The following is an 18,950-nucleotide window of genomic DNA, read 5'->3' on the forward strand; positions in this document are numbered from 1 at the left end:
TGGACGCCGTGCCGCGGCACCCGGTGACAGGGTGTGCACGGCCGGCGTACAGCATCCACAGCACGGGCGTTCAGCGCATCCCGATGCCATCCGCAGGATGGGCTCGTATGGTGCCGTCATGAAACTCTTCACGCGCGAGTGGGGCACCGGCGACCGCTACGCGGTGCTCGTGCACGGCGCGATGTCGGACTCGCGCAACTGGCGCAGGGTCGGCCCGGGGCTCGCCGAGCTCGGCTACCACGTGGTCGCGGTCGACCTGCGCGGGCACGGCAGAAGCCCGCGCGCCATCGAGTACACCGCTGAGCTGCTGGCCAGGGATGTGGTCGAGACCGTTCCCGCGCATCCCGAGCTGGTCATCGGGCACTCGCTGGGCGGGCTGGCGGTCAGTCTGGCCGTCGCGGAGCTGCAGCCGCAGCGCGCCGTCTACGTCGACCCGGCGTTCGGGCCGAACGTGCCATGGTGGCAGCGCAAGCTCGCCCCCGCCTTCTTCCGCGCCATCGCGAGCGCGAACGCGGAACGCATCGCCAAGCGCAACCCGCGCTGGGACCCGCTCGACGTCGCCATCGAGCTCGAGACCATGCGCGCCTTCGACCACGGCGTCGTGCCCGTGCTCGTCGGCCGCGGATCGCTGCGCGCGCCGGTGACCATGCAGGTGCCGTCGCTCGTCGTGCTCGCCGGACGCTCGCAGCTCGTGAGCCCGCGGGCGGCGGAGCGGCTGGGGGAGGCGGGCTTCGTGGTGCGGACCGTGCCGGGGGCAGGGCACACCGTCCACCGCGACGACTATGCGGGCTTCATGCGCGCGCTCGACGGCTGGCTCTGACCTGGCGCCATGGCGCCCGTTCGCGCTGCCCTCCTGCACCACTCCCGCTGGGCGGGATCCGCGCATCCCGCCTGCGAGTGTCGGTGGGAGTCCGTAGACTAACGCGAGTGATACTGCAGGGCTTGATCGCAGCGCTTTCGCGCGCCTCCACGTTCGATGACGCCCTGGCCTCCGCGGCCCGCGACGCCGACTTCTCGCTCACGGACGGCCTGCGGGCGCCCCTGATCGCCGGGCTGCTGCAGCGCAGAGCCGCGGCGGGCGACTCCCAGGCGCTGCTGGTGATCACCGCGACGGGACGCGAGTCCGAGTCGATCCGCGGCGCTCTCGGCTGCGTCATCCCGAACGCAGAGATCATCGAGTTCCCCGCCTGGGAGACGCTGCCGCACGAGCGGCTGAGCCCCAGCGCTGAGATCGTCGGCAAGCGCCTCACCGCCCTGCGCCGTCTGGCCGACTGGGATGCAGGAGACCAGTCGACGCCGATCATCCTGGTCGCGTCGGTGCGCGCCGCCCTGCAGCCGCTCGCCGACAACCTCACCGACTACGACGCCGTCGAGCTCGCCACCGGCGGGCGCGGGTTCGATCTCTCCGGCCTGTCGATGCAGCTCGTCGATCTGGCGTACGCCCGCGTCGACATGGTCACGCGCCGCGGCGAGTTCGCGGTGCGCGGCGGCATCCTCGACGTGTTCCCGCCGAACGGCGACCACCCGTACCGCGTCGACTTCTTCGGCGACGAGGTGGACCAGATCCGCGCATTCTCCGTGGCCGATCAGCGGTCGCTGCCCGACCCCATCCCGTCGGTGTCGCTCCCGCCGAGCCGCGAGCTGCTGCTCAGCGAGTCGGTGCGGCAGCGGGCGCGCGAGATGGAGCACGAGTTCCCCAGCATGTCGGCGATGCTCGCCAAGATCGGCGAAGGCATCCCGGTCGAGGGCATGGAGTCGCTCGCCCCCGCGCTGGTCGACAGGCTCGTGCCCCTCACGCACTACCTGCCGGATGGCGCTGCCGTCGCCGTGCTCTCGCCGGAGCGCGTCGCGAGCCGCGCCGTGAGCCTGGCCGAGACGAACCGCGAGTTCCTGTCCGCCGCCTGGAGCGCTGCGACGGTCGGCGCTGCCGCCCCGATCGACCTCGCGGCAGGCGACTTCCTCACCCTGCAGAAGCTGCGCGACTCCGTGACCTTCAGCAAGCCGGGCGAGAAGGCGCCGAACCACCCGTGGTGGACGATGAGCGGGTTCCAGGCGGACGCCGGCCTCGATCAACTACCTCTGCCAGAGGAGCGCGAGATCGAGGAGTACCTGCAGCTCCGCATCGCCGCGGAGGCCGTGCCCAGTTTCCAGGGCAACGTCACCGGAGCGATCGAGCACGTCGCATCCCGGTTGAAAGACGGCTGGAGCGTCGCCATCGTCGCGGAGGGCGCAGGCCTCGTGGAGCGCGCGGCAGACGTCCTCTCCGAGGCCGAACTGCCCGCCAGGCTGGTGGACGAGTACCCGGCCGATCCCGAGCCCGGAATCGCCTACCTGCTGCGCGCGACGGTCGAGCACGGATTCGAGCTCGGTGAGACCAAGCTGGCGCTGATCAGCGAGAGCGAGTTCTACGGCCGCACGGTCGGCTACGACTCCCGCCAGGTCAAGAAGCTCGCCACCAGGCGCAAGAACGTCGTCGACCCGCTGGCGCTCAAGCCAGGCGACTTCGTGGTGCACCAGACCCACGGCATCGGCAAGTTCGTGGAGCTGACCCAGCGCGAGGTGTCGAGCGGCGGCCGCAACGCGGTCAAGTCCAAGCGCGAGTACCTCGTGCTGGAATACGCGCCGTCGAAGCGCGGCTACCCGGGCGACAAGCTCTTCGTGCCCACCGACCAGCTCGACCTGCTGACCCGGTATGTGGGCGGAGAGGCTCCCGCGCTCAGCAAGATGGGCGGCAGCGACTGGTCGGCCGCGAAGGGTCGCGCCCGCAAGGCGGTGCGCGACATCGCGGTCGAGCTGGTGAAGCTCTACTCGGCGCGCATGGCGAGCAAGGGCCACGCGTTCGGGCCGGACACGCCATGGCAGCGAGAGCTGGAGGAGGCGTTCCCGTTCGCGGAGACGCACGACCAGTTGCAGACCATCGACGAGGTGAAGGCCGACATGGAGCGGCCCATTCCGATGGACAGGCTCATCTCGGGCGACGTCGGCTTCGGCAAGACCGAGATCGCGGTACGCGCCGCGTTCAAGGCGGTGCAGGACGGCAAGCAAGTCGTCATGCTCGTGCCGACCACGCTGCTGGTGAAGCAGCACTTCGAGACGTTCCAGGAGCGCTTCGCCGGGTTCCCCATCCACCTGCGGGCGCTCAGCCGGTTCCAGACCGACAAGGAGGCGAAGGAGACGATCGACGGCATGGCCGATGGCACCGTGGATGTGGTCATCGGCACCCACAGGCTCCTCGCCGACAACATCACGCTCAAAGACCTCGGCCTCGTCATCATCGACGAGGAGCAGCGGTTCGGCGTCGAGCACAAGGACGCGCTGAAGAAGCTCAAGACCAACGTCGACATCCTCGCGATGAGTGCCACGCCCATCCCGCGCACGCTGGAGATGGCGGTCACGGGAATCAGGGAGATGTCTACCCTCGCCACCCCGCCGGAGGACAGGCACCCGATCCTGACGTTCGTCGGGCCGTACTCGGACAAGCAGGTGGCCGCCGCCATCCGGCGCGAGCTGCTCCGCGAAGGCCAGGTGTTCTTCGTGCACAACCGGGTCGGCAGCATCACCAGCCAGGCGGCGAAACTGGCCGAGCTGGTTCCGGAGGCGCGCATCGCCGTCGCCCACGGCAAGATGAACGAGCGCGCCCTGGAACAGGTGGTGGTGGACTTCTGGGAGCGGAAATTCGACGTGCTGGTGTCGACCACCATCATCGAGACCGGGCTCGACATCGCCAACGCGAACACGATCATCATCGACAGGGCGGACAAGTACGGCCTGAGCCAGTTGCACCAGCTCCGCGGGCGCGTCGGCCGCGGCCGTGAGCGGGCGTACGCGTACTTCCTCTGGGACGAGAACAAGCCCCTGAGCGAGACGGCGCACGACCGGCTGTCGACCATCGCGGCCAACAACGACCTCGGCAGCGGGATGCAGGTGGCGCTGAAAGACCTGGAGATCCGCGGCGCGGGCAACCTGCTCGGCGGCGAACAGTCCGGCCACATCGCCGGGGTCGGCTTCGACCTCTATCTGCGGATGATCGGCGAGGCGGTGAGCACGTTCCGCGGCGAGGTCGCGGAGGGGCAGACCGAGCTGCGGCTGGAGCTGCCGGTGGATGCGCACATCCCCGAGGAGTACGTGGACAGCGAGCGGCTGCGCCTGGAGGCGTACCAGAAGCTGTCGACGGCGAGCTCGCCCGCCGCGAAGGACGACCAGATCGACCTCGTGATCGAGGAGCTGACGGACCGCTACGGGGAGCCGCCGCTCGCGGTCAGCAACCTGATCGCGGTGTCGCGGCTGCGCAGGGCGGCGCAGCGGGCCGGGCTCGGTGAGGTGGTTGCGATGGGCTCGAACCTGCGCCTGGCGCCGGCGATCCTGCCGGACTCGTTGCAGGTGCGGTTGCAGCGCATGTACCCGGGGTCGAAGTACCACGCCGCTCCCAAGGTGGTCACGGTGCCGATGCCGCGCGTCAACGGCGAACCGCTCGACGACGCCGACCTGATCGCGTGGGTGGCGACGCTGCTTGGCGCGCTGTTCCCTGTGCCGGAGCCCGTCGCCGAGGCGGCTTCGTAGCGCACGCCTCGTGCGTGACGGCGCGCGCCTCGTGCGAAACGTGCGGTGCGGAGGCGCGCGACCGCGCCTTTCGCACGCCTCGTGCCACGCGCGGCGGCGCACGAGTCGTGCCGCGCGCGGCGGCGCACGATTCGTGCCACGCGCGGCGGCGCACGAGTCGTGCGCGTCTACGCGCGCGGGTGCGGGTGCTGCGCGCGGTAGCGGCGCGCGAGGAGGGTGACGCAGATCGCGGCGCCGACGATCGAGACGGCGGAGCCGAGGAGCACGGCGAGCGTCCCCTCGGCGCGCACGAGCTCGTCCGTGGCGAACGCCAGCTCGTTCATCAGGAGCGACACCGTGAAACCGATGCCGCCGAGGATGCCGATGGTCACCAGACCGAACAGCGAGATCTTCCCCCGCTCCGCCTTGCTGCGGGTGAAGGAGCCGAGCCAGCCGCCGAGCGTGATGCCGACCACCTTGCCCACCGGCAGGGCGACCAGGATGCCCCAGAACGCGGGCTGCAACTGCGCCGGAGACACCTGCGGGATGGCGACCAGTGCGGCGGAGAACGCGAACAGCGGGAGGATGACACCGTTCGACCACGGCTCGAGTGCGTGCGTGACCCGTCCGGCCGGCCGGCGCGCCATCACGAGGCCGAGGGCGACGCCCGCAATGGTCGCGTGCACCCCGGAGTCCCAGACGAGCCACCAGGCCAGGCAGGCGACGAGGAGCATCAGCACGCCGATCGGCACGCGCATCCGGCCTTTCAGCATCCGGCTGAGAAGCCCGAAGACGGCGACGGCGACGGCGGCGAGCGCGAGTTCGCCGAGGTTGGGGTCCGTGGTGAAGAAGACAGCGATGATGAGGATCGCGATCAGGTCGTCGAGCACCGCGAGCGCCAGCAGGAACACGCGCAGCCGGTTGGGCAGCCCGCGCCCGAACACGGCGAGCACGCCAAGCGCGAAGGCGATGTCGGTGGCGGTCGGGATGGGCCAGCCCTGCTCCATCCCGCTGCCGGCGGTGAACGCGAGGTAGATGAGGGCGGGAACGATCACCCCCGCGACCGCCGCGATGGCGGGATGCACGGCCTTCTTCACGCTGTTCAGCTCGCCGGCCACCAGTTCGTGCTTGAGCTCGACGGCGACGATGAAGAAGAAGACCGCCAGCAGGCCGTCGCTGATCCAGTGCCCGACGCTCATCCGCAGGCCGCCGACGCCGACGTACGTGTGCTGCAGGTCGAGCAGGGCGGGCCCGGCTGCGGTGTTCGCGAGGAGGAGGCCGAGCGCGGCCGCCCCGAGGAGAAGCCCTGCGGCTGTGCGTTCTGATCGGATGATGCTCATGCGGTCTCGCCTATCTCACGCTTCGAGTGTCTCGTCGAACGCGCGGCCGGATGCGGGAGCGGCGCGTTCGCGCCACCCGCCGACCAGACTTCCCGGCACACCAGTCACCCACTCTACCGGGGAGGCAGGCGTCAGGCGGCGGCGGATGAGGGAGGATGGAGGAAGGGCAGGCAGGGTGCGGCCCGCGATCGAGGAAGGCGTCCACGATGTCCGAGCTGAGCTTCTCATCCGCTCCCGTGTCGGAACAGCCGACCAAGCTGGACGAGCTGGTGGCCGTCATGGAGCGGCTGCGCGGGCCGGGTGGGTGCCCGTGGGATGCGGACCAGACGCACGAGTCGCTCGTGCAGTACCTGATCGAGGAGACGTACGAGCTGGTCGAGGCGATCGAGACCGGCAACAGGGACGACCTGATCGAGGAGCTCGGCGATGTGCTCTACCAGGTGCTGTTCCACGCCGACATCGCGGCGCACACTCCCGGTGAGGATTTCGACATCCAGGATGTCGCCGCCCAGATGACCGCCAAGATGGTCGGCCGCCACCCGCACGTGTTCGGCGGCGACCGGACGGCCGAGACGGCCGACGACGTCGTCGAGTTCTGGGACGACCTCAAGAAGCGCGAGAAGCCGTCGCGGACGAGCGTGCTCGACGGCATCCCGCAGGCGATGCCGTCGCTCGCGCTCGCGGACAAGCTGCTCGGGCGCGCCGAGAAGGTGGGGCTTCTCGACCTGCACGAGACCGGGGGAGTGCAGGTGGACTCCGAGGGCGAGCTCGGCCCGCTGCTGCTGGCCATCGTCGCGTCGGCGAAGGCGCAGGGGCTGGATGCGGAGCGCGCCCTCCGTTCGACGCTGCGCGACCTGCAGTCGGAGATCCGCGAGCACGAGGCCGACGCCTCCGACGCCTCCGATGCCTCCGATGCCTCCGACGCCGGAATCATCGGCCTTCCGACCGCATCCACCTCCACCGACTGATCGTCGCAATCGAGCCCAGGGTTCTTCACGGTATTCGCGCGCCTTACGGTGAAAAAGCCTGGGCTCGATGGCGTCGGCTGGCGAGGCGCAGACGGTTAGGTTAGGCTTGCCTAAACCCCTCACCGTCTCGAAGGAGAAGCATGTTCGAGTCCGTTTCGCGCCGCCGGTCGCGCGTCGCCGTGATCGCGTCGGCGATCGTCGCGACCGCCGCCCTCATCCTCACCGGCTGCAGCGCCGGCACGCCAGGCGACGAGAGCAGCTCGAGCAGCGCATCCGGAGCGTTCCCTGTCACGATCACGAGCGCCCTCGGCTCCGTGACGATCGACAAGAAGCCGGAGCGCGTCGCGGTCTGGGGCTGGGGCGCGGCCGATGTCGCCCTCGCGCTCGGTGTCGTGCCGGTGGCCATGCCGAAGATGACCTACGGCGGCAACGCCGACGGCGTCCTGCCCTGGGTGGCGGACAAGCTCACCGAGCTGAAGGCGAAGACCCCGCAGCTCATCGCCGGCGTCGACACCGGCGAGGTGCCGTTCGAGGAGTACGTGAAGGCCAAGCCCGACGTCATCCTCGCTCCGCTCTCCGGCCTCACGCAGGCCGAGTACGACAAGCTCAGCAAGATCGCCCCGGTGGTCGCATACCCGAAGGTCCCGTGGGGCACGAGCTGGCAGGACCAGACCGACATCGTCGGTAAGGCGCTCGGACTCTCCGCAGAGGCCACCGCGCTGAAGAAGAAGACCGAGGACAATGTCGCAGCGCTCGCCGCGAAGTACCCGGTGCTGAAAGACAAGACCTTCGTCTACGCCGCCGCCAACGAGCCCGGCATGATCAACGTCTACAAGGCCACAGACTCCCGCGTCCTCCTGCTCAACGAGCTCGGCCTCAAGAACTCGCCCAGCATCGACACGCTCGACGCCAAGAAGGATGCGGACAGCTTCTTCTTCCAGGTCAGCTACGAGAACCTCTCCAAGATCGACACCGACCTGCTGGTGATGTACTTCGACAAGCAGTCCTCCGTCGACACCTTCAAGGCCGACCCGCTGGTCGCCGCCATGCCCACCATCAAAGAAGGCCGCTTCGCGCCGATCGTCGGCGAGTCGTTCGTCATGGCGTCGAGCGCGCCCAGCGTGCTGAGCATCCCGTGGATGCTCGACCGCTACGTCCCCGAGCTCGCGGCCGCGGCCGAGAAGGTCAAGTAACAGGGCGCATGACGACCAGCGCGGTGCCGCCGACGAGTGCGGCGGCGAACGGCGGCCGGGGGAGAGGCGCAGGCAGCGCATCCACCGGCCGCCGTCGGCGTCGGCTGTCGTACGGGTTCGTGGTTGCGGTCGTCGCGCTGCTGGTGGCCTGCATCCTGAGTCTGATGCTCGGCTCCAACCCGCTCGACCCCGCGACCGTGTTCCACGCGCTGCTCCACTACGACAGGAGCAGCGAGGCGTCGCTGATCGTGGTCGACAGCCGCCTGCCGCGCACCCTGCTCGGGCTGAGCGCCGGGCTCGCGCTTGGCCTCGCGGGGACGGTGATGCAGGGACTGTCCCGCAACCCGCTCGCAGACCCGGGGATCCTGGGCGTGAACTTCGGCGCGTCGCTCGCCGTGGTGATCGCCATCGCGGTGTTCGGCATCACCACGGCGGGAGGGTACGTCTGGTTCGCGTTCGCGGGAGCAGCGGTGGCCTCGGTGGTCGTGTACGCGGTGGCGTCCACCGGTCGCGAGGGCGCGACCCCGATCAAGCTCGCGATCGCCGGGGCGGCGGTCTCTGCCGCGCTCGGCTCGCTCATCACGGCCGTGCTGCTCACCAGCCGCGTTTCGCTCGACTCGCTGCGGTTCTGGCAGGTCGGGTCGCTCGCCGGTCGCAACCTCGGAGTGTTCTGGCAGGTGCTCCCCACCATCGTGATCGGGGCGATCGTCGCCCTCGCGCTCGGCAGGGCGCTCAACGGGCTGGCGCTCGGCGACGACGTGGCGCGCGGGCTCGGCCAGAAGGTCGGGGTGTCGAGGGCGTTCGCGGCGGTCGCCATCGTGCTGCTCTGCGGGTCGGCGACCGCCGCCGTGGGTCCGATCGCGTTCGTCGGGCTCGTGATCCCGCACGTCGCCCGCTGGGTGGTCGGCGCCGACTACCGCTGGATCCTCGCGTTCTCGGCGGTGATCGCGCCGACCATGCTGATCGTCTGCGACGTGATCGGCCGTCTGGTGGCGTGGCCGGGCGAACTGCAGGTCGGTGTCGTCACCGCCGTGGTCGGCGCTCCCGTGTTCATCGCGCTCGTGCGCAGGCGCAAGCTGGTGAGCCTGTGACGACGGATGCGCGGGCCGGGGCCGCGCAGGAACCGTCCGGGGGTGCCGCGGTCGCCGCCTCCCGCGCCTCCACGGCCGACCGGCGCTCGCGCGCATCCAGGGTCGTCCGGGTGTCGGTGGTGCTCGCCGTGCTCATCGTGCTCGTCTCGGCCGTGTCGCTGAGTCTCGGCGCAGCGGCCGTCGCGCCGGGCGACATCCTCGCTGCGCTGATCGGCAGGGCGGACAGGCTCACCCAGTTCGTGATCCTGGAGCTGCGTCTGCCGCGACTGCTCGCCGCCGTGCTGGTCGGCGGCTGCCTCGGGCTCTCCGGCGCGCTCATCCAGTCGATCGCCCGCAACCCGCTGGCGAGCCCGGACATCATCGGCATCACCGCGAGCGCGAGCGCGACCGGCGCGATCGCGCTGGTCTGGTTCGGGCTGACCGGGCTGGCGCTGTCCGGCGTCGTCGTGGCGGGGACCCTCGTCGCAGCGCTCGTCATCTACCTGCTGGCCTGGCGCGGCGGAATCAGCGGCTACCGGTTCGTGCTGATCGGAATCGGCTTCGCCGCCATCGCCGGGGCGCTCGTGTCCTACGTCCTCACCACCGCCGCTCTCACCGACGTGCAGCAGGCGCTCGTCTGGCTGACCGGCAGCATCAACAGCGTCGACCCGGTCGCGCTGACGGTGCTGGCGGTGAGCGCCGTCGTGCTCGTGCCGTGTGCGCTGGTGCTCGGCAGGCCGCTCGCAGCGCTCGGCCTCGGCGACGACACCGCTGCCGCGATCGGCGTGCGGGTCGAGCGGACTCGCTTGCTGGTGGTGCTCGTCGCCGTCGCGCTCGCGGCGGTCGCGGTTTCCGTGGCGGGGCCGATCGCGTTCGTCGCGTTCCTGTCGGCACCCATCGCCCGCAGGCTGGTCGGTCGCGGATCGCTCGCTCTCGTGCCGTCCGCGCTGGTCGGCGCGCTCGTGCTCGTCGTCTCCGACATCGTCGCCCAGTTCGCCGTGCCGGACGTGGCGTTCCCCGTCGGCGTCGTCACCGGCGTCGTCGGCGCCCCGTACCTGCTCTGGCTCCTGACCAGGACCAACCGAATCGGCCGGGGAGGCTGACCATGACCGTCACCCACGAACTCGCCGCACGCGACCTGACCCTCTCCTACGAGGGCAGGGTCGTCGTCGACGGCCTCGACCTGGAGGTGCCGCCCGGCACGGTCACCGCCATCGTCGGTCCGAACGCCTGCGGCAAGTCCACGCTGCTGCGCGGGCTGTCCCGGCTGCTCGCCCCCGCATCCGGCTCGGTGCTGCTGGACGGCGTGGACATCCACTCGCTGCCGACCAAGCAGGTGGCGACGAAACTCGGCCTGCTGCCGCAGACGCCGACGGCACCGGACGGCATCACGGTGGCCGACCTGGTCGGGCGCGGACGGTACCCGCACCAGGGCTGGTTCCGCCGCTGGACGGCGGAGGACGACGAGGCCGTCGCGTCCGCGATGGTGTCGACCGGTGTCGCCGACCTCGCCGACCGCGCCATCGACGAGCTGTCCGGCGGGCAACGGCAGCGGGTGTGGATCGCGATGGCGCTCGCCCAGCAGACCGACATCCTGCTGCTCGACGAGCCGACGACGTTCCTCGACATCAGCCACCAGATCGACGTGCTCGACCTGCTGCTCGACCTCAACGCCGCCCGCGGGACCACCGTGGTGATGGTGCTGCACGACCTCAACCTCGCCGCCCGCTATGCCGACCACCTCATCGCGATGCGCGCCGGAGGGATCGTCGCTGCGGGCGCCCCGGGTGAGGTGGTCACGGCGGAGCTGGTGCGCGACGTCTTCGGCGTGGAGTCGGTGATCGCCTCCGACCCGGTGACGGGGACGCCGCTCGTGGTGCCGCTCGGTCGCCACCACCGCCTCGGCGAGTAGCCCCCGCCCCCATCCCCGCCATCCCCGCCCCCCCAACAGCCCCATCGAGTGGTCCCGAATTGCCGTGGGCGCCGACGTGCGCACGGCAATTCGGGACCACTCGATGGGGATGATGGGAGGCAGCGCGCCGGGATGCGACCGGCAGCGCGCCCGCTAGGCGTTGTCAGCCCGCCATTCGGGTGAGAGGCGCGGATGCGCGACTCTCCTGGATGGCTGACGGGCACGTTGTCGGCCTTGTGTCTGACAGCGAGCATCTACCCGTGGTCGGACGGATGCGACTCATGTCAGGTCCATCGGGACACCACCGAAGCCGCAGGGCACGACCATGAGGGTGGCAACGCCCTCATCTTACGCCGCGACCGCAGCCGTCGAGCCGGGACTTTTGCACGAGACACGCCGGTGGATGCGGGGCACAAGTCCCGGCTCGATGGCGCGGGAAAGGGGGAGAGAAATCGACGGTGTGGGCTTACGACAGCGACGCGAAGAACGCGCGGATGCGGTCGGCGGCGAGGTCGGGCTGCTCCAGCCCGAGGAAGTGCCCGCCGCGCGGCGCTCGCTCGAACGCGCGCAGGTCGTCCGCCGCGCGTTCGGCGAGTGAGACCGGGAACCCGTCCATCACCGGCTCCCTGCTGAGCAGCACGCCCACCGGGGCCACGATCGGCGGCCGCGGTGGGTTCGCGTCGTAGTCGAAGTACTGCTGGAAGGACGTGCCGATGCTCCCAGTCGCCCAGTACAGCGTCGCGATGGTGAGCAGCGCATCCCGTGGCACGACGCTGTCGAGGTCGCCGTCGACCCAGTCGTGCCATTTGTCGGCGATCCAGGAGAGCAGCCCGGCGGGGGAGTCGCCGAGGGCCGCGGAGATGGTGTCCGGCCTGGTGCACATGATCTCGCTGTACCCGCCGTCTGCGGTGTCGTAGGCGTCGACGGCGGCGAGGTACGCCCGCTCCTCCTCGCTGTGCGGTTCGCTGTCCGCGGGGAACGGCGCGTGCAGGAGCTGCACTCCGATCACCCTGTCCGCGTGGTCGACGCCGAGCCAGGTCGCCGCCCCTCCGCCGATGTCCCCGCCGAACGCCGCGTAGCGGTCGTAGCCGAGCACGGTCGTCATCAGCTCGTGCAGGTCGTCGGCGATGGCCTGTCTGGTCAGCGGCCGGTCCGGCAGCTCGGAGAACACGAAACCGGGCAGCGACGGCACGATCACGTCGAAGGCGATCGGCGCATCCGACCCGGAGCCTGCCGGGTTCGCCAGGCGCTCGGCGAGCGGGAGGTACTCGGTGTATGCGCTCGGCCAGCCGTGCAGCAGCAGCAACGGGATGCGCGTCTGCGCCGACCCCGCCGCCGGCACCCGCACGAAGTGGATGCGGTGACCGCCGACATCCGCGAGGTACTGGTCGTAGGAGTTCAGCCGTTCCTCCTGCGCCCGCCAGTCGAACCGCAGCCAGGAGCCGACCAGGTCGCGCAGCACGGGCTCTCCTGCGCCGCCGTGCCACGGCGCCCGGCCGATCGGTGCGACGTAGCGGGTGGCGGCGAGGCGGTCCAGCAGATCGTCGATGGTGTCGTCTGACAGGTGGATGCGGAACGGTTCTATGCTCATCGCTGCCCACGCTACTCGTGCGCCGCAGGCCCCATCTGCCCCGTCGCGGCCGGGGTGGGCGCGGGGCAGCGGGGGACGTGCCGGATGCGTCGGCATGGAAGAATCGTTCGCATGGCTTCTCCGATCACTCCGCCCCGCGGTATGCGCGACTTCCTCCCGGCAGACAAGGCCCGCAGGGAGCACGCGCTCGGTGTGATCCGGCGCAGTTTCGCCTCTCACGGCTTCGACGAGATCGAGACGCCGGTGGTCGAGGACGTCGCGCGCCTGCACTCCGGCCTGGGCGGCGACAACGAGAAGCTGGCGTTCAGCGTGCTCAAGCGCGGCCTCGACGCCGAGGATCTGCGCGCGGCCATCGACTCCGGCGACGTCCTCAGCCTCACCGACCTCGGTCTGCGCTTCGACTTGACCGTGCCGCTCGCGCGGTTCTACGCCACGCACCGCGCGGAGCTGCCTCCGGTGTTCCGCTCCATCCAGATCGCCCCGGTGTGGCGTGCGGAGCGCCCGCAGAAGGGCCGATACCGCCAGTTCGTGCAGTGCGACATCGACATCATCGGCGAGGCGGGCCAGCTCGCCGAGGTGGAGCTGATCACGGCGACGGCGGCCGCACTGGACGCGCTCGGCCTGCAGAACTGCACGATCCGCATCAATGACAGGCGCATCCTGAACGGGCTGCTCGAGTTCTGCGGTTTCGCGGAGTCGCGCTGGCCGCAGGTGCTGATCTCGATCGACAAGCTCGACAAGATCGGCGCGGAGGGTGTCGTGAAGGAGCTGAGCGCGGACGGTGCAGACTCGGCCGCCGTGCTCGGCGGCATTCTGAAGAACCTGGAGCCGCACCTGGCGGACGGCGGCGTCGCGCTGACCGTCGAGGCGATCACAGACATCCTGCCGGACGGGGTCGACACCGACGCGATCGCCGCGCTGGAGTCGCTGGCGCACGCGCTCGACACGCTGCCGAGCGGCGTGACTCTGCGGTTCGACCCGACCCTCGTGCGCGGCATGGGCTACTACACCGGCACCATCTTCGAGATCGCGCACCCCGGCTCCGGCAGCTCGGTGGGCGGCGGGGGGCGCTACGACGGCATGATCGGCCGCTTCCTGGGCACGGATGTTCCTGCCTGCGGGTTCTCCATCGGCTTCGAGCGTGTCGTGGACCTCATCGAGGTGCCGACGGATGCGTCCGCCGACTCGATCGTGCTGGTCTACGACCCTGCGGTGCCGCTCGACCGGCTGCTCGCGGTGAAGTCGGAGCTGATCGCCGCCGGGCGCAGAGTGCGCCTCGACCGCAGGGCCAAAAACCTCAAGGCCGTGCTCGACCGCGCGGAGGCGTCCGGCTTCCGGTCGTTCGCGTTCGTGACCGCCGACACGACGGATGCGGCGTCGCTCGAGGTCAAGTCTCTGGGCTGACCGCTGCGCGCTGGCCGCTGGCCGCTGGCCGCTGTGCGCTGGCCGGTGCGCGCTGGGCGCTGGCCGGTGTGCGCTGGCCGCTGCGCGCTGGCCGCTGTACACTGGCCGGTCGGCGCAGGTCGCCCGAGCGGCGTACTCTGCAGGAGTTTTCGCCACGATTCGCCGCCTTCTCCGTCTGAACGGAGTCTCGAACGGCGTGTCACCTGAAATCTCCGTCCAGAAGGAGATCGCCGCTGGCAGGCGGCCTCTCCGTTCGGACGGAGACCCGGGCGGGATGCGGCGTCTCTGTCCGTTCGGAAGGAGATTCCGGCGGTGGGGTGGCGTGTCTTTCCGTTCGGAAGGAGTTTTGGGTGGTGGGGCGGCGTGTCTTTCCGTTCGGAAGGAGTTTCGGCGGTGGGGCGGCGCGTCTCGCCGTTTGGAAGGAGACTCGGGTGGTGGGGCGGCGTGTCTCTCCGTTCGGAAGGAGATTCGGGCGGTGAGGGGCGTGCCTCTCCGTTCGGAAGGAGACTCGGGTGGCGAGGTGGCGAGGTGGCGAGGTGGCGAGGTGGCGGGGCGGCGGGGCGCAGCCCGGTCGCCCACGTTAGCCGGCCGGGGCCGGGGCCGGGGCCGGCGCTGCGTCGCGCTGCGCGCGGCGCGAGCGGGCGACGCCCCAGCCGACGAGCGCGGCGGCCGCCGCGGTGAGCGTCACGCCCGCGATGGTCACGGCGTCCCCGAATTCCGAGGCCTGGGCGGCGGACCAGTGCGCTGAGGCGACGTCGCCGGTGAACAGGGCGGCGAGGATCGTGCCGGTGACCGCGATGCCGACTCCGGAAGCCACCTCGGTCGACGTGTCGGTGAGCGCGGCGCCGATGGTGGTGCGGTTCTCCGGCAGGCCGCGCATCACGTTGGTTCCCGCGATGACGCCGACCACGCGCATCCCCGCTGCGACCAGGACGAGCGCGAGCGCCACCCAGACGTAGCCGTACCGACTCAGCAGTGCGTAGACCGCGAGCCCGGCCACCACGGTGACCGCGCCCATCCACCCTGCGCGTTCGAGGCCGATCTTGCGCACCAGTGGTGTGATGACCGCCCCACCGGCGATGAGCACGACGACCTGAGGCAGCATCCCGATCGCGGCCAGGGCGGGCGGCCAACCCCAGGCGAGCTGCAACTGCAGCGTCACCAGGTAGCCGAGACCGGCGGTCGCGATGCCGGTCGCCGCTTTGAACGCCAGCCCGCTCGACACCAGGGGATGCGCGACCAGCCTGAGGTCGAGCAGCGGGTGCGCCGCGGAACGCTCGCGCAGCACGAACAGGATCGCGCCGGCGACGGCTGCCGCTGCGACCGCCCACGGCTGCCAGGCGCCGACACCCAGATCGACGAACAGCGTTGGCGCGACGAGCGCGAGCACGATCGTGAGCGTGCCGACGACCGCCCCGGCGATGTCCAGGGGGTCGCGGTGCAGGTCGGCTGCCGCATCCGTCGCCACGCCGAACCGGATGCTCAGGAACGCGAGCGCGGCGATCGGCACGTTGACCAGCAGTAGCAACTGCCAAGGCGCGACGGCGAGGACGAGGCCGCCGACGGTCGGCCCGATCGCGAGCCCGACGAGCCCCACCGTGGAGATGAGGGTGATCGCGCGCACCCGGAGCCCGTCGTCCGCGAACAGACGGAAAGCGAGCGCCATCGAGCCGGGGGTGGTCATCGCGGCGGCGACGCCCATCGCGACGCGCACGGCGATCAACTGCTCCTGGCTGGTGACGAACGCCGTGGCGAGGCTCGCCAGCCCGAGCAGGACGAGGCCGACGAGCATCACGCGGCGTCGGCCGAACCGGTCGGAGACGGCGCCGAATGCCAGCATCAGACCGCCGAACACGACCGCGTACGCGCCCGTCACCCATTGCAGCCCGGTGGTGGATGCGTGGAGCTCGCGCCCGATGGTCGGCAGCGCGACGTTGAGGATCGAGTTGTCGAGCATCTCGAACAGGAAGACGGCAGAAAGGCCGGTGAGAGCGAGCCACGCCTCGCGGAGGGAGCGGGGCGGACGGGGCGCCTCGCGGATAATGACAGGAGCCGGAGTGGAGGACATGCCACTAGGTTATGTCACTAAAGTTAGTCACACAAGAGAGTGAGGGTGAATGCCCAGGAACAGCGAGCGCGGCGGGCCGCAGACGCGCGCCAGGATCGCGGAGGTCGCGTCCGGGCTCTTCCTCGAGCGCGGCTTCGACGCCGTGACGGTCGCCGAGGTCGCTCGTGCTGCCGGGGTGTCAAGTGTCACGGTGTTCAATCACTTCCCACGCAAGGAAGACCTCTTCCTCGACAGGGCGGCCGACGCGGTCGACCTGCTCCGGTCGGCTGTGCGCGACCGGGCCGACGGGACCGACGTGCTGGCGTCGCTGCGGCAGGCGACGCTCCTGCTGGTCGACGAGCGCAGCCCGCTGTCCGGGGTGGACGGCAGGTCCATCCCGTTCTTCCGCACGGTCGCCGGGTCGCCGGCGCTGATCGCCCGCGCCAGGGAGATCTCCTCGGAACTGCAGCGCACCCTCGCCGACGAGCTCGACGCCGACGACGCGTACAGGGGCGACGCCGGGCTGTTCTCGGCGTTCTTCATCGCCGGATACGGCACGGTGCTGGTGGACACCGCGCTGCGGCTCATCACCGGGGAGGCGGAGGACGCCGTGCTGCAGGAGCACCGCGCGCGGCTCGAAGCGCTGTTCGACGCGCTGCGCGGTGGCGTGGAGGACTGAGCCCGCCGCATCCACGGGTCGAGGCCGAGCGTCCTCGGGTCGGCGCCGCCCGCATCCAGCCCCACCCACCCACACACTCCGGTCGGATGCGTTCTCCCGACCTCAGTAGACTGGCGAGCGGATCACCGCTGATTTACCCACCCCCACACACATGTGAAACAAGGAGACTGTTGTGGCTCAGATCGAAGCTGTAGGCGCTCGCGAGATTCTCGACTCGCGCGGAAACCCGACCGTCGAGGTCGAGGTGCTTCTCGAAGACGGCACGGTCAGCCGTGCCGCCGTCCCGTCCGGTGCGTCGACCGGCGCGTTCGAGGCCTACGAGCTTCGCGACGGCGACAAGGACCGCTACCTCGGCAAGGGCGTGCAGAAGGCCGTCGACGCTGTGCTCGACGAGATCGGCCCGGCCATCGAGGGCTTCGAAGCCGCAGACCAGCGCCTCGTCGACTCCGCCATGATCGAGCTCGACGGCACCGACAACAAGAAGCGCCTCGGCGCGAACGCCATCCTCGGCGTCTCGCTCGCCGTCGCCAAGGCTGCCGCGGACTCCGCCGACCTGCCCCTGTTCCGCTATATCGGCGGCCCGAACGCGCACACCCTGCCCGTACCGATGATGAACATCATCAACGGCGGCGCGCACGCGGACACCGGCGTGGACATCCAGGAGTTCATGGTCCTGCCGATCGGCGCGGAGACCTTCTCCGAGGCCCTTCGCTGGGGTGTCGAGACCTACCACTCGCTCAAGTCGCTGCTCAAGCAGAAGGGCCTCAACACCGGCCTCGGCGACGAGGGCGGCTTCGCCCCTGAGCTGGAGCACAACCGTGCGGCGCTCGACCTCATCTCCGAGGCCATCCAGAACGCCGGATTCACCGTCGGCCGCGACATCGCGCTCGGCCTCGACGTCGCATCCACCGAGTTCTTCGAGAACGGCGTCTACCGCTTCGAGGGTCAGCAGCGCAGCGCAGCCGAGATGTCCGCGTACTACGCGGAGCTCGCCGCGAACTACCCGCTGGTCTCCATCGAGGACCCGCTGGCCGAGGACGACTGGGAGGGCTGGGCCCACCTCAACGCCGAGCTCGGCAGCAAGCTGCAGCTCGTCGGCGACGACCTGTTCGTCACCAACCCGAAGCGTCTCGCCAAGGGCATCGAGGTCAAGGCCGCGAACAGCATCCTGGTCAAGGTCAACCAGATCGGCACCCTGACCGAGACCCTGGATGCGGTCTCCCTCGCCCAGCGCAACGGCATGACCGCCGTGCTCTCGCACCGCTCCGGCGAGACCGAGGACACCACGATCGCCGACCTCGCCGTCGCCACCGACGCCGGCCAGATCAAGACCGGTGCTCCGGCCCGCTCCGAGCGCGTCGCCAAGTACAACCAGCTCCTCCGCATCGAGGAAGAGCTCGGCGAAGCCGCCGTCTACGCGGGCCGCAGCGCGTTCCCGCGCTTCACCGCGTAGCGCTCCGCGCTTCTCCGTCGCAATCGAGCCCGGCTATTTTCACCGCAAAACGCGCGAAAGCGGTGAAAAAGGCTGGGCTCGATTGCGACGACCGCACGGAGCCGGAGGGCGAGCGGGCGTTCCCGGCCGACACGCCGGTGCGCATCAGCGAATGGCTGACCTTCCCGCTCCTCTACATCGGTATGGCCGTCGCGATCGTGATCGGCTGGTCGCGTTCGGGCTGGTCGCCGTCCGGGCGTCTGCCTGTCCTGGCACTCGCGTCGGTGCTCGTCGTCTCGGCAATCGCTCTCATCGTGACGGGGTATCGGGCGTACAGCACACTCTCCGCCCGGGCGCTTGCCAATCTCCGGTTCGCGCAAGCGTGCACCTTGGGCGCGTGCGGCCTCGTGCTGTCGTTCACAGCGTCGCCGGTCGCCGCCGTCGTCCTCGCGGGTGCAGGACTGAGGCTCGTCGGGTCGAGCGGAGACGTCGGAGCGGTCCGGCGTGCGCGGCTGGCGCTCGTCGGGGGTGCATCGGAGCGGGTTGCGATCCTCGCTGCTGTCGTCGCGTTCGTCGCCCAGGTGTGCGTGCCCCTGGCCTCCGGGCTCGGTTTCCTGCCGCTGTCGATCCTCGTGCAGCTCATCCTCGTGGCGGCCTCCGTCGTCGCCGGGTTCGCCTTCGCATCCCGACCCTGATCCCCAGCAATCGAGCCGGGACTTGTGCACGCCTCCACCCGGCGTGTCGCGTGCATAAGTCCCGGCTCGATTGCGACGGC

At 70.3% G+C, this 18,950-nt stretch carries 14 protein-coding genes; 11 read left to right on the forward strand and 3 right to left on the reverse strand.

Annotated features, from left to right (window positions below; genetic code table 11):
• The first annotated feature begins 118 nt into the window (after window positions 1-118).
• Window positions 119-820, forward strand: a complete 702-nt coding sequence (locus tag ACYVGI_RS10345; protein WP_460632537.1) for an alpha/beta fold hydrolase — start codon at window positions 119-121, stop codon at window positions 818-820.
• A gap of 107 nt (window positions 821-927) precedes the next feature.
• Window positions 928-4,560 carry a transcription-repair coupling factor gene (gene mfd / locus ACYVGI_RS10350; protein WP_460632538.1) on the forward strand — a complete coding sequence of 1,211 codons (3,633 nt, stop codon included), beginning with the start codon at window positions 928-930 and terminating at the stop codon, window positions 4,558-4,560.
• 167 nt (window positions 4,561-4,727) lie between these two features.
• On the opposite strand, the gene nhaA is transcribed toward mfd, so the two are convergent.
• Window positions 4,728-5,879: a Na+/H+ antiporter NhaA gene (gene nhaA, locus ACYVGI_RS10355; protein ID WP_460632539.1), complete on the reverse strand. Its 1,152-nt coding sequence runs from the start codon at window positions 5,877-5,879 to the stop codon at window positions 4,728-4,730.
• Window positions 5,880-6,085: 206 nt separating this feature from the next.
• Between nhaA and ACYVGI_RS10360 the strand changes: the two genes are divergently transcribed.
• The 5 genes from ACYVGI_RS10360 to ACYVGI_RS10380 all read left to right on the forward strand — a co-directional run bounded on the left by ACYVGI_RS10360 (window position 6,086) and on the right by ACYVGI_RS10380 (window position 11,022).
• Window positions 6,086-6,847: a nucleoside triphosphate pyrophosphohydrolase gene (locus ACYVGI_RS10360; protein WP_460632540.1), complete on the forward strand. Its 762-nt coding sequence runs from the start codon at window positions 6,086-6,088 to the stop codon at window positions 6,845-6,847.
• 140 nt (window positions 6,848-6,987) lie between these two features.
• Entirely contained in the window at window positions 6,988-8,040 is a 1,053-nt protein-coding gene (locus ACYVGI_RS10365) for an iron-siderophore ABC transporter substrate-binding protein (RefSeq protein ID WP_460632541.1), read from the forward strand.
• Between the two features lie 8 nt (window positions 8,041-8,048).
• The gene (locus ACYVGI_RS10370; RefSeq protein WP_460632542.1) at window positions 8,049-9,131 is read left to right on the forward strand and encodes a FecCD family ABC transporter permease; all 1,083 of its coding nucleotides are present in this window, start codon (window positions 8,049-8,051) and stop codon (window positions 9,129-9,131) included.
• Window positions 9,128-10,213, forward strand: coding sequence for a FecCD family ABC transporter permease (locus ACYVGI_RS10375; protein ID WP_460632543.1), 1,086 nt, complete (start codon window positions 9,128-9,130; stop codon window positions 10,211-10,213). The genes ACYVGI_RS10370 and ACYVGI_RS10375 overlap by 4 nt, the downstream gene beginning before the upstream one ends.
• 2 nt (window positions 10,214-10,215) lie before the next feature.
• Window positions 10,216-11,022, forward strand: coding sequence for an ABC transporter ATP-binding protein (locus ACYVGI_RS10380; RefSeq protein ID WP_460632544.1), 807 nt, complete (start codon window positions 10,216-10,218; stop codon window positions 11,020-11,022).
• Window positions 11,023-11,488: 466 nt separating this feature from the next.
• Here the strand turns inward: ACYVGI_RS10380 and ACYVGI_RS10385 are convergent, their stop codons facing one another.
• Window positions 11,489-12,613 (reverse strand): epoxide hydrolase family protein, encoded by a 1,125-nt coding sequence (locus ACYVGI_RS10385; protein ID WP_460632545.1) that lies wholly within the window; start codon window positions 12,611-12,613, stop codon window positions 11,489-11,491.
• 111 nt (window positions 12,614-12,724) lie between these two features.
• Between ACYVGI_RS10385 and hisS the strand changes: the two genes are divergently transcribed.
• Entirely contained in the window at window positions 12,725-14,017 is a 1,293-nt protein-coding gene (gene hisS, locus ACYVGI_RS10390) for a histidine--tRNA ligase (RefSeq protein WP_460632546.1), read from the forward strand.
• 580 nt (window positions 14,018-14,597) lie between these two features.
• On the opposite strand, the gene ACYVGI_RS10395 is transcribed toward hisS, so the two are convergent.
• On the reverse strand, window positions 14,598-16,085 hold the full coding sequence (locus ACYVGI_RS10395) for an MFS transporter (RefSeq protein WP_460632547.1): 1,488 nt from the start codon (window positions 16,083-16,085) through the stop codon (window positions 14,598-14,600).
• A 49-nt stretch (window positions 16,086-16,134) separates the two neighbouring features.
• Here ACYVGI_RS10395 and ACYVGI_RS10400 point away from each other — a divergent pair, with 49 nt between their 5' ends.
• The 3 genes from ACYVGI_RS10400 (at window position 16,135) to ACYVGI_RS10410 (ending at window position 18,870) form a co-directional block, all read left to right on the forward strand.
• A complete protein-coding gene (locus ACYVGI_RS10400) occupies window positions 16,135-16,743 on the forward strand; it encodes a TetR/AcrR family transcriptional regulator (RefSeq protein WP_460632548.1) in 609 nt (202 codons plus the stop codon).
• Between the two features lie 172 nt (window positions 16,744-16,915).
• The gene (gene eno, locus ACYVGI_RS10405) at window positions 16,916-18,196 is read left to right on the forward strand and encodes a phosphopyruvate hydratase (RefSeq protein ID WP_460632549.1); all 1,281 of its coding nucleotides are present in this window, start codon (window positions 16,916-16,918) and stop codon (window positions 18,194-18,196) included.
• A gap of 62 nt (window positions 18,197-18,258) precedes the next feature.
• The gene (locus ACYVGI_RS10410; RefSeq protein ID WP_460632550.1) at window positions 18,259-18,870 is read left to right on the forward strand and encodes a hypothetical protein; all 612 of its coding nucleotides are present in this window, start codon (window positions 18,259-18,261) and stop codon (window positions 18,868-18,870) included.
• Window positions 18,871-18,950: the final 80 nt, after the last annotated feature.

The sequence above is a fragment of the Leifsonia lichenia genome (assembly GCF_054780215.1).